This is a genomic window from Tardiphaga sp., from assembly GCF_041424195.1.
Classification (GTDB): domain Bacteria; phylum Pseudomonadota; class Alphaproteobacteria; order Rhizobiales; family Xanthobacteraceae; genus Tardiphaga.
On record NZ_JBGMOE010000057.1, the window covers coordinates 1 to 24,605 of the forward strand.

Below are 24,605 nucleotides of genomic sequence, written 5' to 3' on the forward strand. Positions count from 1 at the left end.
GCGGTGTATTGCCGGTTCTGCTTCCGCCGCGAGATGGTGGGCCCCGGCAAGGAGACCGCGCTATCGCGCGAGGCCTATGCAGCTGCGCTGGATTACATCCGGACCCATCACGAGATTTGGGAAGTGATCCTCACCGGCGGCGATCCCCTGATGCTGTCGCCGCGGCGGTTGAGCGAGATCATGGCGGATCTCGCGGCCATACCGCATGTGAAGATCGTTCGATTGCACACGCGGGTCCCCGTGGCTGATCCCGGCCGCGTCAGCGCGGAGATGGTGGAGGCATTGAAAGTCACGGGTGCGAGCACATGGGTGGCTCTGCATGCCAATCATCCGCGCGAGCTGACGGATGCTGCACGTGCGTCGTGCGCGCTGATCGTGGATGCCGGCATTCCCATGGTCAGCCAGTCCGTGTTGCTGCGCGGCGTCAATGACGATGCCGCGACCCTGACGGCGCTGATGCGTGGCTTCGTCGAGTGCCGTATCAAGCCGTATTATCTGCATCACGGTGACCTTGCGCCCGGCACCGCGCATTTGCGCACGACCATCGCCGAGGGGCAGGCACTGATGCGCGCCATTCGAGGCAATGTTTCCGGATTGTGCCAGCCGGACTATGTGCTCGATATTCCCGGTGGTTACGGCAAGGCGCCGATCGGCCCCCAGTATTTGTCCGGGAATTCTTCAATCAACCGCACCGCTGACGGTGGAGCTTCTGCGGAATCGGGCTATCGTGTGGTGGACTACTGCGGCGACGTTCATATCTATCCACCGAAGCCGTAACATTCGGCTTACACGCGCCACCTGGTGTTGGAGACAGAAAATGAAAACATTATTTGTGATCACGGCGGGCCTGTTCGTACTGGGACATTCGCTGGCTCTGGCGCAGGACTCATCCCGTAACCTGCCGCCCAGGACGCTGCGCTCGCAGCCCACCACGCAGAGCAATAGCGGCGGCGCTCTGCCAGAGGCTCCCGTCGGTCATCGCCAGCCGCGCCCGGGCGATCTACCGCCGGAGACCGGCAAGAACGATCCGTCCCGCATCGACGCGCAGGATCGCGAACTCGATCGGATGATCAAGAATATCTGCAAGGGCTGCTGAGCCCCTGCAGACCACCGGCCGGGTCAGGCCTTGTTGCGCGCAGCCATCGCCAGGCCGATCAGTGACGCGCCACCGATCACGAGATTGATGCCGACCATCAGGCCGATGGCCCATGCTGCGGTGCCGGGCGGGCCCGAGATGATGATAAAGGCGATCAAGATATCCATCAGGCCGGAGAAGGCCATCCAGCTCCAGCGCTCGGACAGCTCCTTGCGATGCTGGAGCGCATACATGATGGTCGCGACGCCTTCGGCGAGAAAATAGACGCCCACCACGAATGTCAGCGTCAGCGTACTCTCGGCCGGGCGCGTAAGCAGAATGATGCCGGCGCCGATGCCAAGGATTGCTGAAATCAGCGACCAGATGAAGCCCGGCGTCTGGCGCGCCCAGAAGGTCATCAGCAGGGCTGCTACGCCTGAGATGAAGAACATCCAGCCCAGCATGACGGTGATGGCGATGCTGGCCACCTGCGGTACGATCATCGCGGCGAAACCGAGGATCACCAGGATGATGCCCTCGATCAGAAATGCCTTCCAATGCGCGCGCACGGCGTCGCTCATCTTCGATTGCAGCTCGGCGAGGTTGGGCGGCATGGTCATGGCGGCGATATCCTGATCTGGCCGGCAGCATGCCGACCGTGGCTCGCATTTATCCGCTCACATGCGGAAGCGTGCAAGTTTGTTGATCGGGAATAGCTCGAATGTCGTGCCGGGGTCTTGAACGTTATGACTGTGCCGGTGCGGCCGTGCGCATGCGGTTGCGGCCGAGGATATAGGCCGCCGTCGTCAGCACCAGCAGCACAGCCCCGATGGCGATCGATGCCAGACCGAGCGGGATCAGCACCATGGTGACGTTGCGTGCCGGGTTAATGTACCAATGATGGATCGACGTCACCAGGAATGCTGTGCCGGCAAACCCTGCACCGCCGCCGGCCACCAGCAGCGCCCACATCCCGCGCAACTGGTTGAGCCGCTCGCGTGACACCTCGGTATGCGGCGCATGATGCGCGCCGATCCGCCGGACCAGTCGTGCAGCGAGAGCAATGGTGCCGAAGCCGATCACCACGCCGGCGGCCTCCAGCACGCGACGCAGTATACCGACGATCTCCGGATGTCGCTGCAGCGTCAGGAGAGGAAGGTCGAAACAGGCATGTAGCGTCACCGGCGCCAGGACGATGAGCATGGGCGTGCGAATGAAGGCCCAGCCGTCGCGGCGATGGGCGCCGAGCGCACGGCCGGAGCGGGCGATGGCGATGTAAGCGCCGGCAATGACGCCCAGCGCGCCGTGAAACGGCACGGTCAGCACGCTGCGCAGTACCGCGAGCGTTCGCCACATGTCGGGATATTGCAGGAGATAGACGAGATTCTCGTAGGCCGCGAAGCCGAGGCCGGCGGCGGCGCCGTAGACGACCGTGTCCATCGGATCGGCGGTGCGGGCGCGCTGGGTGGAGACCGCGATGATGACGAAGATCTTCACGATCTCTTCGGGGGCGGCGATGCCGAACACCGCGTGCAGCACCATGGCCAGGGTCGGGTTGTCCGTGAGGCCCGGAATTGCCGCGAACAGCGCGCGGGCGTAGCCGAGCAGGGAGATGCTGGCGGCCCCCAGCAGGAACGACGCCCAGACCAGTCCGGGTGGTCCCGGCCGTTCATCGGCAGCAATCACTAGCCACAGCACCAGCAGAGCTGGCGCCACGGCGGCGATACCGATCACAGTGGGAAGCGATTCGAGCAGATGCATGGAATTTAATTATAGACGGGCGAGCGGACCGGAAAGAGCGACTCTTGGGGGAGCCGCCTGCGGCAAAAGAGAAGCTGGCGTGGCCTGGCCAAGGCTGGAACCAATCAGCGCTCGGTCGATTGGGCTGAGACAGCTCATGCCGCACGGAAAATGACCATGGCCGACGACCCAACGACACCGCCCTACATCTACGAAGGGATCGAGCCCGCGCCTGAGGGCAGGGCGACAATCACAGAGACTATCACTGATGTGAAGGAGGCGGTGACCGACACCGTGCACCGCATCGGTGGGGCCATCGAGTCCGGCAAAAAGCCAGGAATGCCCTTAAGCATCCTGGCCAATATCGCGCGCGAAGCGCCGCTGGGCTCGCTGCTGGTTGCTTTTCTGCTCGGCGTCGCCGTGGCGCGCCGACGCTAGACGTCAGCGAATCCTGGCCGGCACCGAATCTGCTTCATGGTCCCCAGCGATGCCGGCTGACAGGCCGAAGAGAGTGGAGACACCAGCTTGCCCCCCTCGCTGCAGGCCGTGACGCGATCGACATCCGGGATCTCCGAAGTGCAAAGCCGCATCGCGTCGCCGGTGCAAAGCTGCTCCTGCTCGGCGCTGTAAGCGTGGCCGCCGCCGGTCAGCACGCCGAATGCAAGAACAAAGGAAACGGTTCCGTCGGAGACCGTTTTGTTTCATTGCTTGTTTGAAACACAGCGTGCCGGTCGGAATCCCCTCCCTGATGGATATCATTCAGAAGATCTCGGCGCTGATCGCGGCGCAGGCCGATTGGGCCGGGCCGCTGGGTTTCGTCATCGCCTTCTTCGGGTGTCTGGCCGGCTCCAGTTTCGTTGTGCCGGTCGCCGCCATCGTGACCGCGACGGGCGTGCTGATCGGTGCCGGCGTCGTGTCATGGACTTTCATCCTCTGGACGATCTGCGGCGCGGCGCTCGGTATGAGCGTGTCCTACGAGCTGGGCAAACGATATGGACCGCGGCTGCTGGACATGCCGATGCTTCAATCGCGCCAGCAACTGGTTGCGCGGGTGCGCGGACTATTCGACCGCTATGGCCTCGCCGCTATCATGGTCGGCTATCATATCGGGCCGGCGCGTGCGCTGGTCACCAGCGTTGCGGGTATCGCCGGAATGCCCCGCCTGAAGTTCGAAACGGCCAGCATCCTGTCGGCGGCGGTCTGGATCGTCGATCACGCCTTGATCGGCGCCATTCCCGGCACGTTCATCGACGCGGGCAGCCCATGGCTGCTCCCGGTGACATTTGGAGCGCCGGTCGTCGTGATCGTGCTGACGGTCATGTTGCTGCGCAAGGTGTTTTGAGAACAGCGCTGGCGCTCGTTGTCACGCCGCCTTCGAAATCTTCTTCTTGAGATGTCCGGTGTCGTGATCGCGGCGGAGCTGGCTGAGCGAGGTGTCATTCAGCTTCGGCAGCACTTCGCTGAGCGTGAGTGTGTCGGGATGCCCGGCCGCGAAGAACTTGCCGTAGATCTTGCGGAGTGTTGCCAGGGTAGTGCTGCCGTATTTCTCGGCTATCGCGCTGTCATGCGCGTGGAGGTAATCGCCACCGTCGTGCTTCATGTCTCGCTCCCTGCCGGGATCGCATGACCTCGCACCTTGAGTAGTGCAGATTGCGTTCGGCTGAACAGACTAGGCGCGGTGTTGTGGAGAGTACAAGCAGTTCACGTGTGCCCGGCCGCAATCAGCCGGGATGGCTTAGCCGCGCGCGCCCGGGCGCTTGCGCTGCACAACGACCTTCAACTTCGTACGGCCCTTGCTGGCGGCAGCGCGGGATCGCGAGCGACGCGGCTGCTCCCGCGCGGCGGGCTTGTCGTCAGTCGCCGAGGTGCTGGCAAAGGACTGGCGGAGATTGTCGAGGGTGGAGGTGAGGGCGCCGACCTGTTCGTTGAGCTTGCGGGCCTCGGCCTGCTGCGCTGTCATCAGGCGCTGCATGGTTTGCAGCTGATCCTGCACCACCTGGAGCTGGTCGATCGATTGCTGCTGCGTAGCCTCGATGCCCTTCGTTTTTTCGATCAACTGTTCGGATGCTTGTGCAACACGGGCCTGTTGCAGGCGCGATGCGGTGAGGCGCTCCGGCTCCGGCGTTGCTCCGCTATAGCTGCGCCAGGCGAAGATGCCGCCGATGCCGATAACGACCAGAAACAGGGCTGCGGCGGCAACCATGATCGGCTGCGGGCCGATCCCCCACATATGACTGTGTTCGGATGCGTAACTGTGCCGGGAAGCGCTTGGCGTGATTTCGACCATGAAACTCAAAGTCCTACGGCGTGTGATCGTTCCAATCCGCGGAAAACCGTCCAAAGCGTGTGGATTCGAGCAGGTTCGTGGCCAAGTTCAACCAAAATAAGGCTCGCAGGGTTTATGGGGCCGTCTGGCCCGGATCCGTGCGCGAATGGTGCCCGTTCAGAGTAAAATTTCGAACGTCTATGCTATTGATATTACGGTATAATTCTAGCTGGCGGTCGAGGGGTGACTGGGCTGTAGCCCGCACGCCGCGAATAGGTCGTCATCTGTCCAGTTTGCCGTCTCGGAGTGGCGGCATCGACGCGGGGGTGTCCAGCATCTAGCTAACCCCGCGCGGATTTCAACGCATGCCCGGGGATGGGACCCCGCTGACATCTGGGAACATCATTCTCAGGCAAGCCCCTCCGGACGGCCCATCAACTGCCTCTGCGTGACCACCATGCAGACGCATAATTTTCTGCACGAGATCGAGACCTAGGCCCGCTCCCCGTCCACCCTGCTGAAGGCGATAGAACGGTTCAAATACCTGTTCACGCTCTTCGGTCGGGATACCGCCCCCTTCGTCGCAAACATCAATCCAGCCGGCACGCGCGACGCGGATCAGGATCGTGCCACGACGCCCGCCGTGATCGATGGCGTTCTGCACGAGGTTGGTCAATGCGCGTTCAAGAGAGGTTTGGTCTCCTTTCACAGTGATATCCTCATCTTCCGGTTCAAAGGACATTTCGTAGCCGGCGGCGAAAGCCAGCGGCGCCAAGTCAAGGACTACACGCCGAGCGATGCCGACGAGATCAACAGGACCAAATTGATTGAGTTGCTGATCGAGGCGTTGGAGATCAAGAAGTTGGCCGGTCAGCACCGTCAGACGGGTGGCGTCTTCGAGCAAACGTGTTTTTTCCGGTCCAGTTGGAAGCGACGAGACCCGCGTTGTCAGGATCGCGATCGGGGTTCGAAGCTCATGGGCTGCATCGGCGAGGAAGCGCTTGTGACGCTCGTAACCTTTGTCGAGACGACCCAGGGCGTCGTTAACCGCCTTGACCAACGGAATGACCTCCATCGGAACCTCATCCACCGACAATTGTACACCGCGCCGGTCGATGTCGATCCGTTCGGCTTGCGCTGCGGCTTGTCCCAATCCTGCCATGGCTCGGCGAACCACGAATGGCGTCGCGAAGAAGGTCGCAAGCGCCATCAGACCGATAATGGGCAGGATAATGTTCAAGAACAGAGGTGGCGCAGCGGCGATGACCCTGTTCACCGAGATGCTGCCCTCTGTTCCCGTCAGTATCTGTACCTTTCCGGCAGGCGTATCGACCCATTTGACGAGCCCCGCTGGCGGTGACGCTTCTCCTACCGTCCGTCCGAGCCGCGCGTCGCTGATGTGGTCAAGCGCGTCAGCGATCAGCATAAAGTCCGGCGGCACCGTGCCCTCCGACAAACGGTGCCCTTCCTTGTCCCGGACGATGAACCAGAGATCAGAGATTTCTGATCGCAGATTTGCTAGTTCCGGTGTCTGGCGCAGGATCAATCCGCCTCCAGCGTCCCGTTCTACCGCGGCTTTGAGAACATCAAGGGTGCTGCCTTCATAGTCATCACCTAGAACACCGCTACGCCACAATGCCGCCGCGACCAGCAAAATGAGCAGAACGAGCAACGTCAACATGGTTGCTTGCAATAGCACCAGGCGACCGACGAGGCGCCACTTGAGAGAGCGTGGTCGCAGTACAGTCACGGCGTTTCTCGCAGAAGATAGCCAACCCCGCGAATGCCGTTGATCGTCACACCGGCGTTCGCATCTCCGAGTTTGCGACGTAAACGGGAGATATGGGTATCCAACGCATTGGGCTGAACTTCGTCGTCAAGGCCGAAGACTGCCTCCATAAGGGATGATCGTTGCACCATGCGTCCCATACGGCGCAACAACGCTTCCAATACGAGTAATTCGCGGCGCGGCATTTCCAGGTGTCTTCCCTCGATACTTGCCTCGCGATGGGCAAAATCAAACGAGATGCGCCCGACGCGCACGATATCGGACTGTACGTTGGCCGGTCGACGCAAAAGAGCACGCAACCGTGCCAGCAGTTCCTCGAAGGCAAACGGTTTGGCGAGATAATCGTCCGCACCTTTATCGAGACCCTCAACCCGGTCTGCAAGATCACCGCGCGCGGTGAGCACGAGCACCGGGACGATGTTTCCGCTAGCGCGCAACTTCGGAATAAGGGATAGCCCATCGCCGTCCGGCAACTGACGATCAAGCACCACTGCATCGTAGGTCCCCTCTGCGACGATGGCTTCTGCCTCCGACAGGTTGGATGCGTGATCGACTATTATGTCGTGGCGCGTGAGGGCTGCACGCAGTGCTGCGACCATTTCCAGCTGGTCTTCTACTAACAGGACTCGCATCAACTAGTCTTCCCATCCCGTTGGCATATCCATCCCATCCACTCTAGCGACTCTTCATTGCAGCAACCTTGCATGGGATTCCCACGGAGCCCCTGAGTTATTTTCTGCAAGGTTCACTTCCGACAGGTTCTTGCAATCTACGGGTGAGACATAGGAGGCCCATCGGCGAGGCATTGCGAGTCCGCCCCGCCGCTGACCGATGTCGCCCCACCCGCTCGATTGTATGCCTCATGCAGCAAATACAAATGCGCCACTCGAAGGAAATGCAATGGTCTTGAGATCGAATGATCACCCTGAATCCGGCCTCGCGCGCCCACGAGTGCGGACAGCCGGGATGCCGGCTGCTGACATCCTTTCGTTTTTTCTCTCCTGGATACGTAATCCATTGCGTGTCGCTGCGGTGGCACCATCAGGCCCGGCCGTCGCAGCGTTAATGACTCAAGAAATCACCGCTGAGACTGGCCCTGTCATCGAACTCGGCCCGGGGACAGGTCCGTTCACATATGCGCTTTTGGGCCGTGGCGTGCGGGAGCACGATTTGACGCTGGTTGAATATGGCTCCGATTTCATTCGTTTGTTGCAGGCACGCTTTCCGCACGCCCGCGTGTTCTGGATGGATGCGGCTTGGCTCGACAAATACAAACTATTCGAAGGTGCACCGGTCGGCGCTGTCATCAGCGGACTGGGGCTTCTCACGATGTCACCGCACAAAGTCACTGCCATTCTCAGCGGGGCGTTCGGCTACCTGCGCCGGGACGGTGCTTTCTATCAGATCACCTATGGCCCGAGCTGTCCCATCACGGACACCGTTCTTGATAGCCTTAGCCTCCAGGCAACCTGCATTGGCCATACGCTTCGCAACCTGCCTCCGGCTTCGGTGTATCGCATCACCCGGCGCAAACCCACAACCAACTGAGGCATAATGGAAACGTCGAGCACGATCGTAACACTGCTGAGCTTCGGCCTTGTGGGAATTGGCTGCCTGGCTGTCGTCGAGAAGTTTGTCCCCCTTTTTCCGTCTTACGTCCTGCTGATGTTTCTCGGAATGACCGTCTCCGATAGCGCCACTCTCGCCATGACGATTTTGGTAACCACCGTCGGATCAGTCATCGGAGCCGTCGGCTGGTACGGACTTGGCTGGGCTCTAGGATCTGAGAGAATCGAGAGCCTGGTTGCTCGCTACGGGAAGTTCGTGCTTCTCCGGCCATCGCTCTATGGACGATTGACGGGCGCTTACCGCAGTAACCATTTTTGGGTAACGCTCGTTGGTCAGACCCTTCCGACTGTACGAATCTATCTGGCTCTACCAGCCGGAGTGCTGCGGCTTGAGCCCAGAGCGTTTCTCGCAGCGACATCGCTCGGCACCTTGATCTGGAATATGCCATTTCTGAGCTTGGGATATGCCTTGCGAGGCAGTGATCGCGATCCGGTCAGCATCGGTTTTTGGGTCGCCATTGCCCTCATTGCAGCAGAATTCGCAATCCTCCTGGGGCTTCGTTTCTTCAACCGGTCTGTGCCGCGTCCTTCCAGCATCACTGCAGACGAACACAATGGCGGCGTCTGACACGCCCGCTTCTGAAGTTTGCTGGACCCGAAATTGCCGCCCGGGTTTTGAGCAAGAGTCACACCGTCAGGCAGCAATGGGATGTTCGATCACGCGATTCCCAATTCTGCCGAGGAGAATGTATGAGAGCTTCCCTGTCCCGCTTCAAACCCAGCACCGGCGTTCTTGAACAAGCAGCCGCCGTGGGGATGATCCTGTTCTCGAGCTACAAGCTCGCTCCCTTACTCGCTGACGACCAACGCCGCGGGGCTGGTTTCGCGTTCGTCCTCTTGATGGCAAGTGTTTACTGGCTACGCTCGGCCCTCAACAGGCGAGCCATCCGCAGCGCGACGAAGGCCATCATCAGTTTCGCAGAACTAGCCGCGATGGTGGTCCGACATGACAAGGCCGGTGACGGACACCTCGACTGCAATGATTCTGCGAACAAGAACATCCCGTTCGATCCCGGCGAGCCTCTCTCGTCGACGGCAGCATCAACCCAGCACGAAACTGTTACTAGAGTTAGGACGCTCTTTATTTCCGACATACACCTCGGCACCAGCGGATGTCAGGCCGACCAGCTGATCAGATTTCTTAACAGCTACAATGCCGACACCGTATTTCTCGTGGGTGACATCATCGACGGGTGGCGCCTGAAATCAAATTGGTATTGGCCACATGCGCACAACAGCGTCGTGCGAAAACTGCTGTGCATGGCATGTGAGGGAACGCGCCTTGTCTACATTCCCGGCAACCACGACGAATTCGTGCGTGATCATATCGGCTCGACCTTCGGAAGCATTGATGTTGTCAATCATGCGATTCATAGCGGTGCGGATGGCAGGGACTACTTGGTCACCCATGGTGATCAGTTTGATCTTGTCGTCAGCCATGCCCGCTGGCTTGCCCTTCTCGGCGATTGGGCCTATCGATTCGCACTGACTTGCAATGCAAAGCTCAACTTCGTTCGTCGACGGCTTGGTCTTACTTATTGGTCATTCTCTGCCTGGGCGAAATTGAACGTCAAAAACGCAGTCAATTACATAGGTCGTTTCGAGGAAGTGTTATCCGCCGAAGCGCAACGACACAAGGTGAAGGGCGTGATTTGCGGCCATATTCACCATGCTGTCATGCACGACGACTTCGGTGTGCGCTATATCAACACGGGAGACTGGGTGGAATCCTGCTCGGCCGTGGTCGAGCACTACGATGGAAATTTTGAGATACTGCGATGGGTGGGGTCGCCGTCACCTCCTTTGACGATTGAAACGACGATCGTTCCGCTGGCGGGGGTCGTTGCGTAATGCGGGTGTTGGTTGCGACCGATGCCTGGCGGCCGCAAGTGAACGGCGTGGTTCGCTCCCTGGAAAATCTGGCGAGTGAGGCGCCTTTCTTCGACGCTCACATCAGCTTTCTGACTCCCCATGATTTTCGGACGGTACCGCTGCTTGGTTATAGCGAAATACGGCTTGCTTTGGCGTCGCCCGGCGCGGTCAAACGTGCCATCGCCTTGGCGCGACCCGATTTCGTACACATCGCAACTGAGGGTCCCATAGGCTGGGTTACGCGACACGTTTGCCAGAAGGAAGGATATCCCTTCACGACGAGTTATCACACCCGCTTTCCAGAATATCTTGCAGCTCGGCTGCCAGTGCCGCTGGCGTGGAGTTACTCAGCACTGCGACGCTTTCACAACAGCGGAGCGGGCATCATGGTGGGCTCACCGACACTCAGGGAAGAGTTGGAAGCTCGAGGATTCGGAAATCTCATGCTTTGGTCGCGGGGCGTCGACGCTCGCGTTTTCCGCCCGCGCATCGGGCGTCCGCTCGCATTCCCTAAGCCGGTCTTTCTGTTTGTCGGCCGGCTTTCCATTGAAAAGAATATCACGGCCTTTCTGACGCTGGATCTTCCCGGCTCGATGGTCGTTGTCGGCGATGGGCCTTTGCGCACGAGATTGGAAACCAAGTTTCCGAACGTACATTTTCTCGGTACTCGTACCGGAGAGGCGCTTGCAGAAGTTTATGCATCCGCGGACGTCTTCATCTTTCCGAGCCTCACCGACACTTTTGGAATCGTAATCCTTGAGGCCTTGGCATGCGGCCTGCCGGTTGCGGCATTTCCAGTTATGGGGCCGCTCGATGTGATCGGACAATCGGAGTGCGGTCGTCTCGACACAAATCTGCAGCGCGCGGCACTGGGCGCATTAGACATCTCTCGTGAAAGATGCCGCGCCTATGCTTCAAAGTTTACGTGGAGGGAAAGCACGCACCAGTTCATCGAGAATATCAGGCGTGCGCACGACGTTTGACCCAACTGCCAGCGAATTTGTATTTTCCTTCGTCGGGGCAGGCAGTGTAGTCACTGGTTATCAATGCGAGAGCCGAACCTCTTGCGAAAGTTCTGCAAGGTCATCGGCACCTTCGTCGGATAGAGCTGTGGTCAACACGGGAGTTCCCGCTGGTTGAGGATGGCGTAGCCGAGGTTGATGACATCCTTCGCGATCGCCTTGAGAGTCTTAAGCTCGACCGGAAGCGCGCAGGGCGCCCTTGATCGCGTCCGGGTACAGTTTTGTACGCAAATGGTGAGCCATTCGGAATAAAACTGCGAACTCTCATACTATTGAAATCGCGATGTGACTTTAGCAAAGCCCAATCGGGCGTTGCATTCGCGTTCGTAATTACACTTCTCCGGGTCGGAAGCAACGCAAGGCCGCAGATTCGCGGCATTCTCAGTGGTCACTGGAACGCCGGTTCATTTCCTCCAAGAGTTCGCGCATTGCATCGAACTGCGTGCCGAAGCCCTTCCAATCTCCGGACTTCAATCGCTCCACCGCTTGATTGTAGCGATCAAGCGCCTCCCGTGCGTGACTTGTCGCCGGGCTTGCAAGGGGCGTCTCCTCTGTTGTGCTTGAGACTGACGACTTTGCGCCGGGCTCTACGAACAGCGCCGCCAAGGCCTCGTCGAGCGTCTCCTTCATTACGACATGTTCACCGTAGGCTGCGATCACCCGTTTCAGCTCCGGCAGGTGCCCCTGCTGCGCTCGCAAATAGAGTGGCGACACGTAAAGAAGCGAGTTCTCGATCGGGATCACAAGCAGATTCCCGCGAATGACCCGCGAGCCCATTTGATTCCACAGCGTGAGTTGTTGCGAGATCTCCGTATTCTGATTGATCCGCGCCTCGATCTGGAACGGGCCGTACACGAGCTTGTCCTTGGGAAACTCGTAGACAATCAACTTTCCATAGTCGGGTGCGTCGCAACGCGCGGCGAGCCACGCAATCATGTTATCGCGGCGGCTCGGCACCATGGGAACCATGAGGAAGAATTCGGCCTGCGGCTCGCCGGGCAGCCGCATGATAATATAATAGGGGGGCATCGATGAGACGCCTTCGCCGTCCGGCTGACGTGGGAATTGCCAGAGATCCTCGCGGTTGTAGAAAACGTCGGCTGCCTCCATGTGATAGGTTTGATACAGCCGCGCCTGAATCCGGAACAGATCCTTTGGATAGCGAATGTGCTTCCGCAAGTCCGGAGGCATAGCCGTGAACGGCTTGAACAAGGTCGGAAAGATACGCTGATAGGTCGCCGCAATCGGGTCGCCGGGGTCGATCAGATAGAAGTCGACGGTCCCGTTATAGGCGTCGACAGTAACCTTCACGGAATTTCGAATGTAATTGAGGTCGAGATCTTGCGCAGGCTGCGCAGAGGGAAAATAGGAACTCGTCGTGTAGGCGTCCTGCATCCAGAACATTCGCCCATTGCTGATAACCAGATAGGGATCATGATCAAGCCTGAGGAATGGAGCGATCGTACTCACCCGTTCCTGGATGTTGCGTCGGATCATGATCCGGCTGTCGCTCGTGATGTAGCTTGAGAGAAGCAGGTTCGGGTCGTTGAAATAGTAGGCGAACAGCGTTCTCCACACCATCGCTCCGATCGGAACGCCTCCAGCGCCGTCATAGGCGGCATAGACGTTGTCTTTCCCTTTCGGATAATCGAACTCCGGCGTGCTCCCCTTGACGATGACGTAGTCGCTGCTCTCTTCACCGTAGTAGATGCGAGGTTCGTCGATCTTGGGGCCTCCGTCCGCGACTGGCGGAATATCCCGCAAATAGAACAGCGGAAGTCCTTCAGTGGTCTTGCGGGTGACCGGGCTCATCACTGCGCCATTACCGTGAGTGAACAGCACGTGGCGGTTGACCCATGTCTGGGCGTTCGGCGGCAACAAGGAGGGTCGCAGTTCGCGAGCCGAGAGCATCACGCTTTGGTAGGAACCGTCGAGCCAATAGCGATCGACCTCGAGATTGAGGAATTTGTAGTAGGTGCGGATCTCCTGCAGTTGCGCGTAGGTATCCGACAACGGCAGCCAGTCCCACAGCCTGATATTTTCGATTGTCGCCTTGTTGGCCTCCAGCGTTTTGAACGTAAGATTATGTTCGGCACCAAACGGCTTGGCTGCGATCTGTTCGAGATTGTAGGCCTGCCTCGTGAGTGCGATGCTGCGTTCGATATAGGGCTTCTCAAGCTGCAACTCGGTCGGCCTGACGAAGAAGTGCCGGAACAGGGAAGGGGCGAGGCCGGACAGCACGACAGAGCCGACGCCGACGAGGACGAACGCGACGGCAAGCAATCGGTAGGTGCGCACCTGCACGTTTACCCAGGCGGTAAACGCCGCGATGATCGCAAGCCCGACCATGAGCCACAGGCCCGGTAGTCCCACGTGGATATCGGTGAAGCTTGCGCCAACGACTACGCTATTGTCGCCGTACAGCAGCAGATAGCGGTCGAGTCCGTAGGACCAAGCCTTCACGCCGAAGAGAAGGCCGACCAGCGCCGAGCCGTGAGCAATCACTGTCGGCGAGATTGATCGGCGGTGAACGCTGTATTCAATGTCGCCGCGCACCCAGTAGATCGCTCCGGCGAAAAGTGCACTTAGAACGAGGGTGAACAGCATCCAGTTCTTGACCGCGATATAGGCGGGCAGCGAGAAGAGATAGAAGCCGATGTCCTTGTTGTAGAGGGGATCCTCTGCGCCAAAAGGCACCTGATAGAGAAATTGCAGGAAGATGCCCCAATCGCCGGCCTCTGCAGCGGCGACCAACAGAGCGAGCAAACCTGCACCGAGCGCGATAAACCGGGGCCAAGTCAGTCGATCGCGCATCATAATGGCGAACGGATCGGGCGGCGGCGCATTGCCAGCCGGGTTCCACGCGGAGGCGGCAGCCTGTATCGCCGGCCGCCCGGCAAAACGCCGCGCCAGCCATCCGTTCAACCAAAGGACGGCGGTGGTCGGCGTCCAGACGGCAAGAAAGACGACGGCTTTGGCGCTGATCGCCGTTAAAAAAACCTGCAGATAGCCGATCGAGGAAAACCACAACCAATCGACCAGAAAGTCGCTCGCGAGGGCGAGGAGGATCAGGCAAATTCCTACGAAGAGAGCCGCAATGGTCAACCTGACCACGGCGTTTTGCCTTGGTGCCTTCCGTCCGGGTCCGGTGATCCCGATCGTCATGGGTTGATGATAGCGGAAATAAGGAACGCCTGCCGATTGATTCTTGGACGGAACTGCAGGCGAAGGGCGGCGCGCGGTGGCTTGAAGTTCCGTCGTCGGGATCGCAGAAGCCTGTTTCGGATTTTGTCAGGGCCGGATCAGCCGATAGCTTCCTCGCCAAGTCAGCCTGATCGGCATAGATCACGCAATCGGGCAAGAGCATGGCTCGTCCCCTCGTGACGCTAACGAATGGTACATGCGCACGAACGCTATGCTATCGGGTATTTTATGCCAACGTATGCACGATTACCGGCCCGGCGACTGCCGTGGCCGGCCCGATGAGCAGGGGCGCGAGGTTCTGTTCGATCCATGCGAGCCCGCGTCTGTTCGACTCCTCCGCTCCCGCATGGTTGTTGAAGATGCTGATCGCCATCACCGTGTCGTCCGGCGCATAGACCACATAATAGGCCATGAAACCTTCGACATCACTGATGATCGGAATGGCACCCTCCTTGATCCTGCGTGCCAGCTCTTCGGCCATGCCAGTCTTTGCTTTGCCTTGTCGAATGGCGGCGTACATGCGCTCCTCCTTCACCGGCGGACTGCCCGCGGTCGCGACTGCTGCGACCCTGCATCAAGGCGAATTAGGCGGGGGCGAGCAGCCGAATTTCCCGCGTACTGAAACCTACGCCATTCACCGCAACGATACCATCCAAGCCTCACGCCTGTCGGTGCCGGCAGCTCCAGCCTGGTGACCAGGCACGGTCAGTTGGCGCGGCACTTAAGTTGATGCCTTCGCCATGGCGGAAACCCACTAAATTGACGGCATCCGTGCCGTTGTGGATTCGCGGATCTGTTCGGAGTGGTGGCAAATGGCGCTCCCTAGCGGAATCGAACCGCTCTCTCCACCGTGAAAGGGTGGCGTCCTAACCGATAGACGAAGGGAGCAAAAAACCCCGGCCGATCCAGCGGCCCGAAATCAGGCCAAGGATACCGCGGTTCTGCACGGTTATTTCTAAAATCGCCGCAACATCAAAGCTTTAGGGCTAATCTATCGCGGGCGGCACCGACCGAAAGCAAATCAGTTTGGTGCCAGCGGCCGAACGTATAGTGACGTTTGTTCGGGTCGGCAAGTGGTCGGTGAGTGATCAGGTAAATGATCCCCATGGGGCGCGCCAACCGTGTGCACAGGACATTTCGAACTTTTCCGCACCTTTCAACGGTTCTTAAAGCATGCGGGCCTAAGGCTCTCCTTTGGGGGCGTGGAGCGATGCGATGGCACTGACAAAAAAACGCGATACACGCCGGTCCGTGCACCAGGCCGGATGGATTACGCTGGACGGTGGCTTCGCGGCCCGGCAATGCAACGTGCTGGATCTCTCGGCCTCTGGCGCAAAAGTCGTCGTCGACGATCCCACCTCGGTCCCCAACAGGATGAAGCTGGCTTTCTCGCGCGATGCGCGCACCGGGCGTACTTGTGAAGTGGTCTGGCGCCGCGGCAAGACGCTTGGCGTTCGCTTCATTATCTAGGACGGGATCGACTTGCGACCCGATATCGTCATCCCGGTATTGATGGGCTGCGCACTGCTCTGGTGGATCAGCCGCGGCATGAGTTGGCCCACACGCCTTGCCGTCGCCGCGATCACGCTGGTGGTGATTGTTGGCATCCTGCTGATCGAACGTTCGTTGTAATAGCGCTCAAGAGAGCGCCTGCGCGCAAGAGCGCGTCAGCGTTCAGGAAAGCTGCGGCGCAACATAGGTCCGGAAGCCCGGCCTTGCCGAGATCGCCTGGTACCAGCGCTGCAGGTGCGGAAGTGCCGGGCGGGTGACGCCCTCGACGCCGAACCAGCGCCGCGCGTAGCAGCCGATGGCCAGATCAGCCAGGCCGAAATCATAGCCTTCCATCCAGGCGCTCCGGGAGAGCTGCCGGTCGATAATTTCCCACAGCAGCGCATTGGCGTCGGCGACCTTCTGCAGCGCCGCCATATCCCGTTCAGCCTTGGGTGTGCGCACCAGTCCCCAGAACAACGGGCGCTCGGCCGGCTGCAATGTCGTCAATGTCCAGTCGAGCCAGCGTTCCATCCCGGCGCGCGCCTTTGGGGCGGAGGGATAGAGGGGCGACGTGCCACCATAGGCCAGCGCGATATAGCGCATGATGGAATTGGATTCCCACAGCACGAAATCGCCTTGCACCAGCGTCGGCACGCGGCCGTTGGGATTCATCGCCAGATAGTCGGCCTCGTCGTTGCGGCCGAACTGCATGCCGGCATCGATGCGGTCATAGACGACATCGAGCTCCTGGCAGCACCAAAGAACCTTTTGCACATTGACCGAATTGGCGCGGCCCCAGATCTGCAGGGGCGGAAAGGGAGTCTGTGGCACGATGAACCTCGCTGGCGGCTAGTCGCCGCAGGTTTAGCCAGCAACGCGCCGCCATCGCAAGGCCGGTCTCGCGTCAATCGCTCACAATGGAGCTGGCCCGCAAACGAAACAGGCCCCGCGTGAGCGAGGCCTGTTCATCGGTTCAGCCTGGGAAGCGTCAGCGACCGAAGAAGAGCCACAGCAGAATGATCACCGGAATCGGTACACCCAGCAGCCAGAGCAAAATTCCACGTCCCATCGTCGCAGCCTCCATGAAATCAGTATCGCATCATCAACGCAGCACTGCTCATGACGTTCCACCGCTGCGAATCCAGCGATGCATTTTGTGAGTTACCAATGTCCGGTGTTGGGCATGGACGACCACGGCTCCTGCGGCGGCAGCGCGTCGCCCTTTTGCAGGAGTTCGATCGAATGCAGATCGGGCGAACGCACGAAGGCCATCTGGCCGTCGCGCGGCGGACGATTGATGGTGATGCCGAGCTTCATCAGCCGATCGCAGGTCGCATAGATATCGTCGACCTCGTAAGCGAGATGGCCGAAATAGCGATCCTCACCGTATGTCTCTTCATCCCAGTTGTAGGTGAGCTCGATCAGCGGCGCGCCGCGCCCCTTGGTCTTGGCCAGGAGCACCTCGTCTTCGGCGGCGCACAAGAACACCAGAGTGAATTTCGCCTTGTCGTTGTCGACCCGGCGAACTTCCTTGAGGCCCAGCGCATCGGCATAGAATTTCAGGGCCGCATCCAGATTGCGGACGCGCAGCATGGTGTGAAGGTAGCGCATTGGAATTGTCTCCATGGGATCGACACAAGCGAGCAACCACGAGGGCAGCGGCGCCTGCCATAGCAGCTAAACGAGACAAATGGCAGATGTCGCTTCGAGAAAGAGGGCGCTCCATCTGAATTGTGAAGAGCTCTGCCCTCAGGCGCTGACATCCACAATGGCAGGCGTATCGATCTCGCGCTTGTGCCAGACGGTCAGATCCTTGCGCGGCTTTTCCCACGCATATTCATCGCCGCTGGCATGCAAGTGTTGAAGAGCCGCAACATGCGCGTCGTCGGCACTCTTCGCCTCGACAACGATCTCCACGGATTCCTCGACGGAGCGAACGACGACGACGCTAAAAAACTTCTTTGCCATGCGGGCATAACCGCCGACGCAAGACTACGTTCCCGCGGATGATCCGTCTGGTCGGCTCGCTTGTTGTTTTACCGGCGACTTTGTCGTGCGGGCAGCCCCAAAGGGCAGGGCTAGGTCGGGGCGATGCTGAGGTTATAGTCCTCGATCTTTTCCCGCGTGATGTCGACGATGGCGCCGGGAAACCGAACCGCCTTGCCCGACGAATCGAGTGTGCATTTACCGCGCGCATAGACCCAATGAATGTCGCCGTGAGAGACGACACGATATTCACGCGAGAAAACCTGACCTGTCGTCAGCGAGCGACTGATATCGGCGGCGACATCATCGATGTCATCCGGATGAATGGCATCCAGCCAGTCTTGCAACGGCGTGCCTTGCGAGGCCAGGTCCGCATTGACGCCGAACAGGCGGGCGAATTTGCTGTCGGCATAGACCCGGTCGTTGGCGATATCCCAATCCCAGGTGCCGACCAGACGATCGCGAATGCTGGCGTCGTCCTGATGGCGCGTGCCGGTCCGGGCCGCTTCGAGCGACGCCATGCGCAGGAGTTGCGCCAGAATGGATTGATGGCTGATCTCCGCCGAAACGGCGAGCTCCCTGCAGATCTCCGAGATGGGTCGACCGGCGATCATGCAGCGCTCGCAATCATCTGGGGCTCCGGAACTTGTTGGCCTATCGGTCGTAGTATTACGTATATTGATAGGCATTCAATTCAACGTACAGGGAAAAGGTTCCGAAACCTTTCTGTACAACTTGGGAGTGTTATTCGTGTGGCGGTTTGGAAGAGCGTCGGATGAGGAGGCCTTAAAAATGGTTGTGACCTACCTCACCATTAACGAGCCGGAGCGCCGTCGCGAAATATTCGAGCTCGCCGAGAAATATGCGAAGGAGACCTGCGCTCCGCCGATCTCGCAGGACAATATCGACACGAAGTAGCACAGCAGGAAACTAACGGATCGGGCAGGGTCGCCTCCCGATGCGGAATCTGTAGTTTGGTTCGATCGCGGAAACGGCTAAAATTAACAGTCCCAAACGGCTTCATTAAAATCCGTTCTGACTGCTAACCTTCATTGGTTAGGTTAAAACCAGAGTATGATTGCGCGGAAATACGGCTGAGCTATTCATTTCCCATCGAGGGAGTGACCCATGTCCGCTTCGTTTCACAATGCCGACAAGCCGACCCATCGACGGGTAATGCTCGTAGGATTTCTGTTCTGCGCAGCCTTTGTCGCCGTGAGCTTCCTTGCTCGGCCACAGCCAGCGTCGGATCACGTCCTGCTCAAGGCGGACAAGCTTGTGCGCACCGCGGGCCAGCCGGTAGCGGCCAACTAGGCCCCGCCAGCTTTAGCGCTGGCTCGGCATGGTGTTGGGGGTGAAGGGCACGATCACGCGTACCGGCTCTTGCGGCGCTGGTCGCTCATAGGCGACGCGCTGGGCGCCCTTGCTGGCAACAGCGGATGTCGGCTCAAGTAGCCACGGTACAACGGCGATCATTCCACAGACAAGCGCGACCGCGCTGAGCAGGAATAGGCCATTATCTTCTTCTCTCGGTCCCATGCCATGGAAACACCGCACTGCGGCGTTCGTTCCGATGGGCTATGTGACCGTATACGAGCGGCTGCGGGAGGAAGGTCATGAGAATTGTCGGTGTCGGACTGCTGATCGCTGTCATGCCGCTGCAGGCCTTTGCGGAGACTCCCAGGAAGCCGGTCGCGACCAAGCAGGCGATGAAGCCTGCGCCGCGGAAACCGAATCCCTGTGCGGAATACGGCGCCGGCTTCGTGCAGGTGGAGGGGACGTCGACCTGCATCAGGATCGGTGGGAGCCTCGGCGTCGCTGGCGGCGTTTCGCACTAAGGCACGGATCGCTGCCGGGACAGGTGGTGGCTACCTCAGACCTTCTTGTCGAGCTCACTCGGCTCCTCCGGCGGCTCGCGATGGTCGTCATAGGCCCGCTTCGCCTGCAACTGGTCCCATGCCCCCGTACGCAATGACAGCCGGCCGTAAGGCGGCGGATTCGGCCTCAGTTCGACGGGTTGAACGATAAGGGCTCTGGACGTCATCTCCCGACAATACCGGGGGCGCGATTGGGTTCTCCGAGTTCTGGAAGTGCAGTTAAAGACGGGTTGGCGAGATCTGCGGCATTTGAACGATCGCTCGAGCGGCGCCAGGAACAAGTCACAATAATGCGTGTTCTGCACTCACCAGACGACATACGGAACTCGTTGAATGGACGAAGAATTCAGTGACACCGGCGAGCAGCTCGCCACTTACATCAACCAGTTGATTGAAGAGGCCAACAACGATGGACGACCTGAAGAACAAGGGGCAGCCGGACCGCAGCAAGATCAACATGCACGAGGCGCATGAAGTGAAATACTGGACCCATCAGCTCGGCGTTTCCCGCGAGGAGCTGCAGGCGGCGGTGGAGAAAGTCGGCAATGCTGCTGCGGCCGTGCGCAAGGAACTGGCCCGTTAGAAGCGATGCATCTGTCAAGGCAGGCAAACCAAACGGCACCCGATCGGGTGCCGTTTTGCTGGATGACATAGGTGACATACCGGAGTCAGATGCCCATGGGAACGCCGTAATAGTCGTTCACCGCGCGGGCCCGCGATGTATCAGCCCAGTTCCAGCTATTGTCGTTACCGTATTTCGGCGCATTTTCGAGCTGCTTCTGCGTGACGCCAATGCGATAGCCGCCAAGCTCCGCGTCGTATTTCAACGACTGCCAGGGCAGGGGATAATGTTCGTCGCCAATGCCGAGAAAGCCGCCGAAGCTGAGCACAGCGTAAGACACCCTGCCACTCTTCTTGTCGATCATCACGCGCTCGATCGAGCCGATCTTCTGGTCATCGGCGCCGAACACTGCGGTGCCTTCGACCTTGTCGCTGCCAATCAGGTTACCTTGTTCACTTGCTTCGATGGGCATGTACAGCCTCCCTTTGGGTTGTGTCTGGCAAACCGGTGAAAGGGAGAAACGTTCCTGCGTCGTTGCTGCGCGGACGTTTTGGAGACGTAGTTCCGTCAGCGGCTGGCGACCAGGCGCAGGCGCGGCTTGAGCGTCTCCTGCAGGTCTTCGGCAAGCTTGAGGACCCGCGGATCGCTGGAGCGGGCCGCGCATGTGGAGAACTGATTGACGGAACGGGCAAGCGCTTCGCGTTCTTCGCGCGTACGTGTGACATGCGGACTCGACAGGCGCAGCACCATCTGGCCGAGGCCGACGAGCAATTCGTCGAGCGCTTTGTCGATCTTTGCGATCTGTTCGATCATCGCCATCACTCCACTGCTCGTACGCGCGTCTGTGCGACACCGCGTACATTCATGAAGAGGAAAGCGTCGGCTTTACGAGCCGTTCCGATAACCGGCCCTTCATGGTGAATGAAGCGTGAAGACGGTGCGGGGTAAGTTAAGGCCTCACCCCGAGATGATCGGTGCCTTATCGCGGGGGAGTGCAGCGCAACGATGCGTATAGGGTGACGGTTTCAGTTTGCGATGCGTCACGGGAATCATCTTGTCGTGTCCGTTGTGTTCATCGAAGAGGCGCAGCCGCTCTCTGATGAATTCGGGGTGCGCCGCGTGAAAGGCCTGAAGCTGACGGGCAAGCTGCGCGCGGCGATAGCGGATGGGCGTCATGACGCACTCCCGGTCTGGAACCTGAGCAGTGAAATGTTACAGGCCGTGAAACCAACAAAAAAGCTTGGCGTTATTTGGCCAGTGGTGAACAGAGAGGATTTCACATGAAAAAGGCAGCATTGATCCTGACCACTGTCGCAGCCATCGGCACCACTGCCGTGACGGCGCCGGCTGAAGCACGGGGATGGGGTCGAGGTTGGGGACCGGGTCCCGCAATCGGTTTCGGCATTGCCGCAGGTGCGCTGGCAGCGGGGGCGCTTGGCGCGTATGGACCTTACGGATACGGATATGGACCGCGTTATTATGGCTACGGTCCCGGCTACGGCTATTACCGACCGCGCTATTATCGGCCGGCCTACTATGGCGGTTACTATGGTCCCGGCCCCTATGCCTATTATGGCCCGCGCTACTATCGCAGCTACGGCTATTGGTAGGCGCCGAACAATATCAAGGCCCGGAGCATGGCTTCGGGCCTTTTGCGTTGAACGTGCAGTGACTCGCATTCAATAAAAAGCCCGCCATGATCATGGCGGGCTTTTTATTGAATTCTGCTGCGCGAGCAGGTTGCAGCTAGTGCCGCGCGCGACGTTCCTGACGTGGTGTCACGAACTCGTTCCAGTCGGTGGCACGTACCTTTTCGATGGTTGTCTCGTAATAGTCTTCACGCTCGCGCTGAAACTTTGCCTGCTTCTCGCGAAATTCTGCCACCCGGCGTTCCATGTCGGCGCGTGCCGCTGAAATTCTTTCTTCGTTCATTCTCTTCTCTTTGTTTCGCTCTCCAAGGGAGAGCATCGATGTCGAATGCGGCATCAATCTGATCTTTGCAAGGCGACCGGTGGATAAGTCGCAGCACGCAACGCTCACACCAGCTGAGATCTCCCGCACCGAATCACCGGTAAAACAAAACCTCGCTTCACGGCCCTGAAGCGAGGTTGGATGTTTCGACGCCGACGACGCGACAAGGTTCCGCTATTCAGCAGTCTCCAGAGCGAGGGCCCGTTCGAAATCCCGCATCCGCGCATCGACCCAGTCTTCGTCCTGACAACTCAACAACAGCATTTCCCGTTCTGCCTTGCGGCAGAATTCCGGATCCGGATCGATGCTCTTCCAAAGCTCGACACGTGCCTGCAAATCCATGTCAGCCTCCCTGTTTCCCAGTCGCATATGCCCCGCCAACCCGGCGATTCCTGTGACGTCCCGATAAAAAACCGGCGAAGAATGTTCTTGTTATGTTCTAGTTTGGCTCCGCCGTTCTGTCCACCGCGATCTTGCCGCGGCAGATTGAAATGCACGGAAATTCTGCAGGGGACTGGTGTGATCCCAGGCTCCTGATTTTGATCCGCGATGGAGAGTGTCATTGTCATCGGCTATAAGGCCGCTCGATCGGGGCCTTTTGCTTCGGCGTCTGTTTTGGAGGACTGCATGAGCAAGCAGGCAATGCGCGAAGAGGCCGAGCGTCTGATCCGCGAGACCATGGAGCGCAAGGCGCTGGTGGTGAAGCAGGGCGACACACGGATCATGACGACCTGTGGCAAGTGCGGCGCGTCGAACAAGGTCTCGGCGCCGAAGGGCGTTGCGCGGGTGTCCTTCACCTGCAAGGAATGCGGTCACGAGCAAGTCACGCTCTGACCCTATGCTGAAGCCGGACATCGGCGCGAAAATTGCTTTGTGTTTCGCGGTGGTCCGGGGCAATAGTTGCGGCAACGGCTCGGTTAGAGCCGGCTGCAAAAAATTCAGGGCGTGAAATTGTTACCCTTGGACCGGTGCGTATTTGCTGTGTTGGGGAAGACCATGCGTTTTTGGGTTTTGGGGACTTTCGGAATATCTCTGGTGGCGTTGGCCACACCGTCCGCCGCTCAGTCCATTCGGACAGCAGAACCGCTCATCCTGGCGCCTTACGAAAGTGCGCTGGTTCAGGACGGGTCATGTGCGGCGGGCAAGATCTTGAAGGTGACCGGCGCCATTCGTGGCCTGCGCCGCAAGAAGCTGTGCATTCCGCTGAACGAGGTCCAGGCCTCGCTGGGCTCGGTGGTTCAGTAGCCGCTCGCGGCAAGGCTTGCTTTGGCCGGCCGGCTTTCCGAGTTCGCGTCAATTGCCGGTTAACGCTGGAGTAAGCATCCGCTTGGGCTGTACGGGCGACGTGTTACCCTGCCGGCATGATCAGTCTCGTTCCAGTCGCCGCCGTCCTGGCGTCCGAGCGCGGCGTCCGGCCGCCGCCGGCGATCGATTCCAGTGACGCCTCCCAGCGCGACTATTGGGCTTACCGGTTCAACGTCTCGCCGACCGAATTAAACGCTGCGATCGAAAAGGTCGGCTCTTCGGTTGCCGCCGTGCGGCGACACCTCGGCAAATCGCTCGGACCAACAGACCTCTCCCGATGTGGAAGCCCGTAAGGAGAAAGCCCCGCCGGGGAAGGGCGGGGCGTTCTGAAAATAGAGCATCGGGGAGGCTGCCTCGGCTTTATATACGGTCGCGTCCGGAATCGTTCCGCAGCGTTGTTCGGATACGCGTCTGCATGGCTTCGTAGAAAACGTCGCGCTCGTGGATCATCTGGGCCTGGCGAGCCTTGAACGAAGCAACGCGCTTGAGGATCTCGGCCCGTTCAGATGGGCCGGAATAGAGCGGATCTTTCCGGGCCGGAGATGGCGCGTTGGTTGGAGTTGCACCGGGAATGTCCTGCGAACTGCGCTCCGGGGAGGCAATTGCCGCGTCCCCCGCATGTACAATCAAAGCAGGGGCCGTCGTATGATCGGCGTCCGTGATGGCGGGCGAGGTGGCGGCTTCCGTTGAACCGGACGCTTGCGACGGCGCGTGGTTCGGCGGCTGCCAGATGTTCAGTCGCTGGGCCGCGACCGGATGCGCCGCTGCGACCTCCTGCACGAATGCGAGCGTCTGCGCGACCAATCGGTCACGCTCT

38 protein-coding genes and 1 tRNA gene are annotated in these 24,605 nt (G+C 59.5%); 19 read left to right on the forward strand and 20 right to left on the reverse strand.

Translation table 11 applies throughout. The features are described from left to right. On the forward strand, positions 1-777 hold a 777-nt coding region (locus ACEK02_RS08925; protein WP_371421364.1), incomplete at its 5' end, for a radical SAM protein. Positions 778-817: 40 nt separating this feature from the next. Further along, positions 818-1,096 (forward strand): hypothetical protein, encoded by a 279-nt coding sequence (locus ACEK02_RS08930; protein ID WP_371421365.1) that lies wholly within the window; start codon positions 818-820, stop codon positions 1,094-1,096. Between the two features lie 23 nt (positions 1,097-1,119). On the opposite strand, the gene ACEK02_RS08935 is transcribed toward ACEK02_RS08930, so the two are convergent. Beyond that, a complete protein-coding gene (locus ACEK02_RS08935; RefSeq protein WP_371421366.1) occupies positions 1,120-1,695 on the reverse strand; it encodes an HdeD family acid-resistance protein in 576 nt (191 codons plus the stop codon). Between the two features lie 124 nt (positions 1,696-1,819). Beyond that, on the reverse strand, positions 1,820-2,836 hold the full coding sequence (locus tag ACEK02_RS08940) for a PrsW family glutamic-type intramembrane protease (protein ID WP_371421367.1): 1,017 nt from the start codon (positions 2,834-2,836) through the stop codon (positions 1,820-1,822). A 156-nt stretch (positions 2,837-2,992) separates the two neighbouring features. Between ACEK02_RS08940 and ACEK02_RS08945 the strand changes: the two genes are divergently transcribed. Together ACEK02_RS08945 and ACEK02_RS08950 are read left to right on the forward strand one after the other, a co-directional pair. Continuing rightward, on the forward strand, positions 2,993-3,253 hold the full coding sequence (locus tag ACEK02_RS08945; protein ID WP_371421368.1) for a hypothetical protein: 261 nt from the start codon (positions 2,993-2,995) through the stop codon (positions 3,251-3,253). 310 nt (positions 3,254-3,563) lie between these two features. Further along, positions 3,564-4,157 carry a DedA family protein gene (locus tag ACEK02_RS08950; RefSeq protein WP_371421369.1) on the forward strand — a complete coding sequence of 198 codons (594 nt, stop codon included), beginning with the start codon at positions 3,564-3,566 and terminating at the stop codon, positions 4,155-4,157. A 21-nt stretch (positions 4,158-4,178) separates the two neighbouring features. Here the strand turns inward: ACEK02_RS08950 and ACEK02_RS08955 are convergent, their stop codons facing one another. The 4 genes from ACEK02_RS08955 to ACEK02_RS08970 form a co-directional block, all read right to left on the reverse strand. Beyond that, positions 4,179-4,415: a hypothetical protein gene (locus ACEK02_RS08955; RefSeq protein WP_371421370.1), complete on the reverse strand. Its 237-nt coding sequence runs from the start codon at positions 4,413-4,415 to the stop codon at positions 4,179-4,181. A 135-nt stretch (positions 4,416-4,550) separates the two neighbouring features. Next, a complete protein-coding gene (locus ACEK02_RS08960) occupies positions 4,551-5,102 on the reverse strand; it encodes a hypothetical protein (protein WP_371421371.1) in 552 nt (183 codons plus the stop codon). A 337-nt stretch (positions 5,103-5,439) separates the two neighbouring features. After that, positions 5,440-6,762, reverse strand: coding sequence for a sensor histidine kinase (locus ACEK02_RS08965; RefSeq protein ID WP_371421372.1), 1,323 nt, complete (start codon positions 6,760-6,762; stop codon positions 5,440-5,442). 65 nt (positions 6,763-6,827) lie between these two features. Next, entirely contained in the window at positions 6,828-7,502 is a 675-nt protein-coding gene (locus ACEK02_RS08970) for a response regulator transcription factor (RefSeq protein ID WP_371421373.1), read from the reverse strand. 334 nt (positions 7,503-7,836) lie between these two features. Between ACEK02_RS08970 and ACEK02_RS08975 the strand changes: the two genes are divergently transcribed. From ACEK02_RS08975 to ACEK02_RS08990, 4 genes are all read left to right on the forward strand, one after another. Further along, the gene (locus ACEK02_RS08975; protein WP_371421374.1) at positions 7,837-8,418 is read left to right on the forward strand and encodes a class I SAM-dependent methyltransferase; all 582 of its coding nucleotides are present in this window, start codon (positions 7,837-7,839) and stop codon (positions 8,416-8,418) included. 6 nt (positions 8,419-8,424) lie between these two features. Then, complete coding sequence (locus ACEK02_RS08980; RefSeq protein WP_371421375.1) at positions 8,425-9,066, forward strand: DedA family protein; 642 nt, start codon at positions 8,425-8,427, stop codon at positions 9,064-9,066. 122 nt (positions 9,067-9,188) lie between these two features. Continuing rightward, entirely contained in the window at positions 9,189-10,349 is a 1,161-nt protein-coding gene (locus ACEK02_RS08985; RefSeq protein ID WP_371421376.1) for a UDP-2,3-diacylglucosamine diphosphatase, read from the forward strand. Further along, positions 10,349-11,353, forward strand: a complete 1,005-nt coding sequence (locus ACEK02_RS08990; protein ID WP_371421377.1) for a glycosyltransferase family 4 protein — start codon at positions 10,349-10,351, stop codon at positions 11,351-11,353. Before ACEK02_RS08985 ends, ACEK02_RS08990 begins: the two co-directional genes overlap by 1 nt. A 420-nt stretch (positions 11,354-11,773) precedes the next feature. Here ACEK02_RS08990 and ACEK02_RS08995 read toward each other — a convergent pair whose 3' ends face one another. From ACEK02_RS08995 to ACEK02_RS09005, 3 genes are all read right to left on the reverse strand, one after another. Then, positions 11,774-14,557 carry a UPF0182 family protein gene (locus ACEK02_RS08995; RefSeq protein ID WP_371421378.1) on the reverse strand — a complete coding sequence of 928 codons (2,784 nt, stop codon included), beginning with the start codon at positions 14,555-14,557 and terminating at the stop codon, positions 11,774-11,776. 265 nt (positions 14,558-14,822) lie between these two features. Continuing rightward, positions 14,823-15,116, reverse strand: coding sequence for an antibiotic biosynthesis monooxygenase (locus tag ACEK02_RS09000; protein ID WP_371421379.1), 294 nt, complete (start codon positions 15,114-15,116; stop codon positions 14,823-14,825). 293 nt (positions 15,117-15,409) lie between these two features. Continuing rightward, positions 15,410-15,484, reverse strand: a tRNA-Glu gene (locus tag ACEK02_RS09005). Positions 15,485-15,811: 327 nt separating this feature from the next. On the opposite strand from ACEK02_RS09005, the gene ACEK02_RS09010 reads away from it, so the two are divergent. Both ACEK02_RS09010 and ACEK02_RS09015 read left to right on the forward strand, forming a co-directional pair. Beyond that, the gene (locus ACEK02_RS09010) at positions 15,812-16,066 is read left to right on the forward strand and encodes a PilZ domain-containing protein (protein WP_371421380.1); all 255 of its coding nucleotides are present in this window, start codon (positions 15,812-15,814) and stop codon (positions 16,064-16,066) included. Positions 16,067-16,078: 12 nt separating this feature from the next. Further along, the gene (locus tag ACEK02_RS09015; RefSeq protein ID WP_371421467.1) at positions 16,079-16,228 is read left to right on the forward strand and encodes a hypothetical protein; all 150 of its coding nucleotides are present in this window, start codon (positions 16,079-16,081) and stop codon (positions 16,226-16,228) included. 42 nt (positions 16,229-16,270) lie between these two features. On the opposite strand, the gene ACEK02_RS09020 is transcribed toward ACEK02_RS09015, so the two are convergent. From ACEK02_RS09020 to ACEK02_RS09035, 4 genes are all read right to left on the reverse strand, one after another. Next, positions 16,271-16,918, reverse strand: a complete 648-nt coding sequence (locus tag ACEK02_RS09020) for a glutathione S-transferase family protein (protein WP_371421381.1) — start codon at positions 16,916-16,918, stop codon at positions 16,271-16,273. Positions 16,919-17,248: 330 nt separating this feature from the next. Continuing rightward, on the reverse strand, positions 17,249-17,698 hold the full coding sequence (locus ACEK02_RS09025) for a VOC family protein (RefSeq protein WP_371421382.1): 450 nt from the start codon (positions 17,696-17,698) through the stop codon (positions 17,249-17,251). A 138-nt stretch (positions 17,699-17,836) separates the two neighbouring features. After that, entirely contained in the window at positions 17,837-18,055 is a 219-nt protein-coding gene (locus ACEK02_RS09030) for a hypothetical protein (protein WP_371421383.1), read from the reverse strand. Positions 18,056-18,165: 110 nt separating this feature from the next. Further along, on the reverse strand, positions 18,166-18,687 hold the full coding sequence (locus tag ACEK02_RS09035) for a PAS domain-containing protein (protein WP_371421384.1): 522 nt from the start codon (positions 18,685-18,687) through the stop codon (positions 18,166-18,168). Between the two features lie 178 nt (positions 18,688-18,865). Between ACEK02_RS09035 and ACEK02_RS09040 the strand changes: the two genes are divergently transcribed. Both ACEK02_RS09040 and ACEK02_RS09045 read left to right on the forward strand, forming a co-directional pair. After that, a complete protein-coding gene (locus tag ACEK02_RS09040; RefSeq protein WP_371421385.1) occupies positions 18,866-18,991 on the forward strand; it encodes a hypothetical protein in 126 nt (41 codons plus the stop codon). 210 nt (positions 18,992-19,201) lie between these two features. Next, complete coding sequence (locus ACEK02_RS09045) at positions 19,202-19,387, forward strand: hypothetical protein (RefSeq protein WP_371421386.1); 186 nt, start codon at positions 19,202-19,204, stop codon at positions 19,385-19,387. 12 nt (positions 19,388-19,399) lie between these two features. Here the strand turns inward: ACEK02_RS09045 and ACEK02_RS09050 are convergent, their stop codons facing one another. After that, entirely contained in the window at positions 19,400-19,612 is a 213-nt protein-coding gene (locus ACEK02_RS09050; protein WP_371421387.1) for a hypothetical protein, read from the reverse strand. A 77-nt stretch (positions 19,613-19,689) separates the two neighbouring features. Here ACEK02_RS09050 and ACEK02_RS09055 point away from each other — a divergent pair, with 77 nt between their 5' ends. Next, the gene (locus ACEK02_RS09055) at positions 19,690-19,911 is read left to right on the forward strand and encodes a hypothetical protein (protein ID WP_371421388.1); all 222 of its coding nucleotides are present in this window, start codon (positions 19,690-19,692) and stop codon (positions 19,909-19,911) included. 35 nt (positions 19,912-19,946) lie between these two features. Here ACEK02_RS09055 and ACEK02_RS09060 read toward each other — a convergent pair whose 3' ends face one another. Then, positions 19,947-20,117, reverse strand: coding sequence for a hypothetical protein (locus ACEK02_RS09060; protein ID WP_371421389.1), 171 nt, complete (start codon positions 20,115-20,117; stop codon positions 19,947-19,949). A 242-nt stretch (positions 20,118-20,359) separates the two neighbouring features. On the opposite strand from ACEK02_RS09060, the gene ACEK02_RS09065 reads away from it, so the two are divergent. Further along, entirely contained in the window at positions 20,360-20,533 is a 174-nt protein-coding gene (locus tag ACEK02_RS09065) for a DUF3606 domain-containing protein (protein WP_371421390.1), read from the forward strand. Between the two features lie 85 nt (positions 20,534-20,618). On the opposite strand, the gene ACEK02_RS09070 is transcribed toward ACEK02_RS09065, so the two are convergent. Both ACEK02_RS09070 and ACEK02_RS09075 read right to left on the reverse strand, forming a co-directional pair. Next, positions 20,619-20,984 (reverse strand): PRC-barrel domain-containing protein, encoded by a 366-nt coding sequence (locus ACEK02_RS09070; protein WP_371421391.1) that lies wholly within the window; start codon positions 20,982-20,984, stop codon positions 20,619-20,621. A 95-nt stretch (positions 20,985-21,079) separates the two neighbouring features. After that, positions 21,080-21,331, reverse strand: coding sequence for a hypothetical protein (locus ACEK02_RS09075; RefSeq protein ID WP_371421392.1), 252 nt, complete (start codon positions 21,329-21,331; stop codon positions 21,080-21,082). Positions 21,332-21,571: 240 nt separating this feature from the next. On the opposite strand from ACEK02_RS09075, the gene ACEK02_RS09080 reads away from it, so the two are divergent. Both ACEK02_RS09080 and ACEK02_RS09085 read left to right on the forward strand, forming a co-directional pair. Continuing rightward, a complete protein-coding gene (locus tag ACEK02_RS09080) occupies positions 21,572-21,796 on the forward strand; it encodes a hypothetical protein (protein WP_371421393.1) in 225 nt (74 codons plus the stop codon). Next, positions 21,793-22,122: a hypothetical protein gene (locus ACEK02_RS09085; RefSeq protein ID WP_371421394.1), complete on the forward strand. Its 330-nt coding sequence runs from the start codon at positions 21,793-21,795 to the stop codon at positions 22,120-22,122. Before ACEK02_RS09080 ends, ACEK02_RS09085 begins: the two co-directional genes overlap by 4 nt. A gap of 136 nt (positions 22,123-22,258) precedes the next feature. Here the strand turns inward: ACEK02_RS09085 and ACEK02_RS09090 are convergent, their stop codons facing one another. Both ACEK02_RS09090 and ACEK02_RS09095 read right to left on the reverse strand, forming a co-directional pair. Then, complete coding sequence (locus ACEK02_RS09090) at positions 22,259-22,444, reverse strand: hypothetical protein (RefSeq protein ID WP_371421395.1); 186 nt, start codon at positions 22,442-22,444, stop codon at positions 22,259-22,261. 213 nt (positions 22,445-22,657) lie between these two features. Then, positions 22,658-22,825: a hypothetical protein gene (locus ACEK02_RS09095; protein ID WP_371421396.1), complete on the reverse strand. Its 168-nt coding sequence runs from the start codon at positions 22,823-22,825 to the stop codon at positions 22,658-22,660. A gap of 285 nt (positions 22,826-23,110) precedes the next feature. Between ACEK02_RS09095 and ACEK02_RS09100 the strand changes: the two genes are divergently transcribed. From ACEK02_RS09100 to ACEK02_RS09110, 3 genes are all read left to right on the forward strand, one after another. Continuing rightward, on the forward strand, positions 23,111-23,317 hold the full coding sequence (locus ACEK02_RS09100) for a hypothetical protein (protein WP_371421397.1): 207 nt from the start codon (positions 23,111-23,113) through the stop codon (positions 23,315-23,317). 201 nt (positions 23,318-23,518) lie between these two features. Next, positions 23,519-23,728 carry a hypothetical protein gene (locus tag ACEK02_RS09105; RefSeq protein ID WP_371421398.1) on the forward strand — a complete coding sequence of 70 codons (210 nt, stop codon included), beginning with the start codon at positions 23,519-23,521 and terminating at the stop codon, positions 23,726-23,728. Between the two features lie 116 nt (positions 23,729-23,844). Beyond that, on the forward strand, positions 23,845-24,081 hold the full coding sequence (locus tag ACEK02_RS09110) for a DUF3606 domain-containing protein (protein ID WP_371421399.1): 237 nt from the start codon (positions 23,845-23,847) through the stop codon (positions 24,079-24,081). A gap of 67 nt (positions 24,082-24,148) precedes the next feature. Here the strand turns inward: ACEK02_RS09110 and ACEK02_RS09115 are convergent, their stop codons facing one another. Then, positions 24,149-24,592 carry a hypothetical protein gene (locus ACEK02_RS09115; protein ID WP_371421400.1) on the reverse strand — a complete coding sequence of 148 codons (444 nt, stop codon included), beginning with the start codon at positions 24,590-24,592 and terminating at the stop codon, positions 24,149-24,151. Positions 24,593-24,605: the final 13 nt, after the last annotated feature.

Coding starts and splice junctions, on each gene's coding strand:
- ACEK02_RS09100 (WP_371421397.1), top strand. CDS start 23,111: ATGAGCAAGCAGGCAATGCGCGAAGAGGCCGAGCGTCTGATCCGCGAG.
- ACEK02_RS09095 (WP_371421396.1), bottom strand. CDS start 22,825: ATGGATTTGCAGGCACGTGTCGAGCTTTGGAAGAGCATCGATCCGGAT.
- ACEK02_RS09090 (WP_371421395.1), bottom strand. CDS start 22,444: ATGAACGAAGAAAGAATTTCAGCGGCACGCGCCGACATGGAACGCCGG.
- ACEK02_RS08945 (WP_371421368.1), top strand. CDS start 2,993: ATGGCCGACGACCCAACGACACCGCCCTACATCTACGAAGGGATCGAG.
- ACEK02_RS09025 (WP_371421382.1), bottom strand. CDS start 17,698: ATGCGCTACCTTCACACCATGCTGCGCGTCCGCAATCTGGATGCGGCC.
- ACEK02_RS09010 (WP_371421380.1), top strand. CDS start 15,812: ATGGCACTGACAAAAAAACGCGATACACGCCGGTCCGTGCACCAGGCC.
- ACEK02_RS09110 (WP_371421399.1), top strand. CDS start 23,845: ATGATCAGTCTCGTTCCAGTCGCCGCCGTCCTGGCGTCCGAGCGCGGC.
- ACEK02_RS08995 (WP_371421378.1), bottom strand. CDS start 14,557: ATGACGATCGGGATCACCGGACCCGGACGGAAGGCACCAAGGCAAAAC.
- ACEK02_RS08955 (WP_371421370.1), bottom strand. CDS start 4,415: ATGAAGCACGACGGTGGCGATTACCTCCACGCGCATGACAGCGCGATA.
- ACEK02_RS08980 (WP_371421375.1), top strand. CDS start 8,425: ATGGAAACGTCGAGCACGATCGTAACACTGCTGAGCTTCGGCCTTGTG.
- ACEK02_RS08975 (WP_371421374.1), top strand. CDS start 7,837: ATGCCGGCTGCTGACATCCTTTCGTTTTTTCTCTCCTGGATACGTAAT.
- ACEK02_RS08990 (WP_371421377.1), top strand. CDS start 10,349: ATGCGGGTGTTGGTTGCGACCGATGCCTGGCGGCCGCAAGTGAACGGC.
- ACEK02_RS08960 (WP_371421371.1), bottom strand. CDS start 5,102: ATGGTCGAAATCACGCCAAGCGCTTCCCGGCACAGTTACGCATCCGAA.
- ACEK02_RS09045 (WP_371421386.1), top strand. CDS start 19,202: ATGTCCGCTTCGTTTCACAATGCCGACAAGCCGACCCATCGACGGGTA.
- ACEK02_RS09000 (WP_371421379.1), bottom strand. CDS start 15,116: ATGTACGCCGCCATTCGACAAGGCAAAGCAAAGACTGGCATGGCCGAA.
- ACEK02_RS09030 (WP_371421383.1), bottom strand. CDS start 18,055: ATGGCAAAGAAGTTTTTTAGCGTCGTCGTCGTTCGCTCCGTCGAGGAA.
- ACEK02_RS08935 (WP_371421366.1), bottom strand. CDS start 1,695: ATGACCATGCCGCCCAACCTCGCCGAGCTGCAATCGAAGATGAGCGAC.
- ACEK02_RS09085 (WP_371421394.1), top strand. CDS start 21,793: ATGAAAAAGGCAGCATTGATCCTGACCACTGTCGCAGCCATCGGCACC.
- ACEK02_RS08970 (WP_371421373.1), bottom strand. CDS start 7,502: ATGCGAGTCCTGTTAGTAGAAGACCAGCTGGAAATGGTCGCAGCACTG.
- ACEK02_RS09050 (WP_371421387.1), bottom strand. CDS start 19,612: ATGGGACCGAGAGAAGAAGATAATGGCCTATTCCTGCTCAGCGCGGTC.
- ACEK02_RS09065 (WP_371421390.1), top strand. CDS start 20,360: ATGGACGACCTGAAGAACAAGGGGCAGCCGGACCGCAGCAAGATCAAC.
- ACEK02_RS08965 (WP_371421372.1), bottom strand. CDS start 6,762: ATGTTGACGTTGCTCGTTCTGCTCATTTTGCTGGTCGCGGCGGCATTG.
- ACEK02_RS09075 (WP_371421392.1), bottom strand. CDS start 21,331: ATGGCGATGATCGAACAGATCGCAAAGATCGACAAAGCGCTCGACGAA.
- ACEK02_RS09040 (WP_371421385.1), top strand. CDS start 18,866: ATGGTTGTGACCTACCTCACCATTAACGAGCCGGAGCGCCGTCGCGAA.
- ACEK02_RS08985 (WP_371421376.1), top strand. CDS start 9,189: ATGAGAGCTTCCCTGTCCCGCTTCAAACCCAGCACCGGCGTTCTTGAA.
- ACEK02_RS09035 (WP_371421384.1), bottom strand. CDS start 18,687: ATGATCGCCGGTCGACCCATCTCGGAGATCTGCAGGGAGCTCGCCGTT.
- ACEK02_RS08940 (WP_371421367.1), bottom strand. CDS start 2,836: ATGCATCTGCTCGAATCGCTTCCCACTGTGATCGGTATCGCCGCCGTG.
- ACEK02_RS09060 (WP_371421389.1), bottom strand. CDS start 20,117: ATGACGTCCAGAGCCCTTATCGTTCAACCCGTCGAACTGAGGCCGAAT.
- ACEK02_RS09070 (WP_371421391.1), bottom strand. CDS start 20,984: ATGCCCATCGAAGCAAGTGAACAAGGTAACCTGATTGGCAGCGACAAG.
- ACEK02_RS08930 (WP_371421365.1), top strand. CDS start 818: ATGAAAACATTATTTGTGATCACGGCGGGCCTGTTCGTACTGGGACAT.
- ACEK02_RS09055 (WP_371421388.1), top strand. CDS start 19,690: ATGAGAATTGTCGGTGTCGGACTGCTGATCGCTGTCATGCCGCTGCAG.
- ACEK02_RS08950 (WP_371421369.1), top strand. CDS start 3,564: ATGGATATCATTCAGAAGATCTCGGCGCTGATCGCGGCGCAGGCCGAT.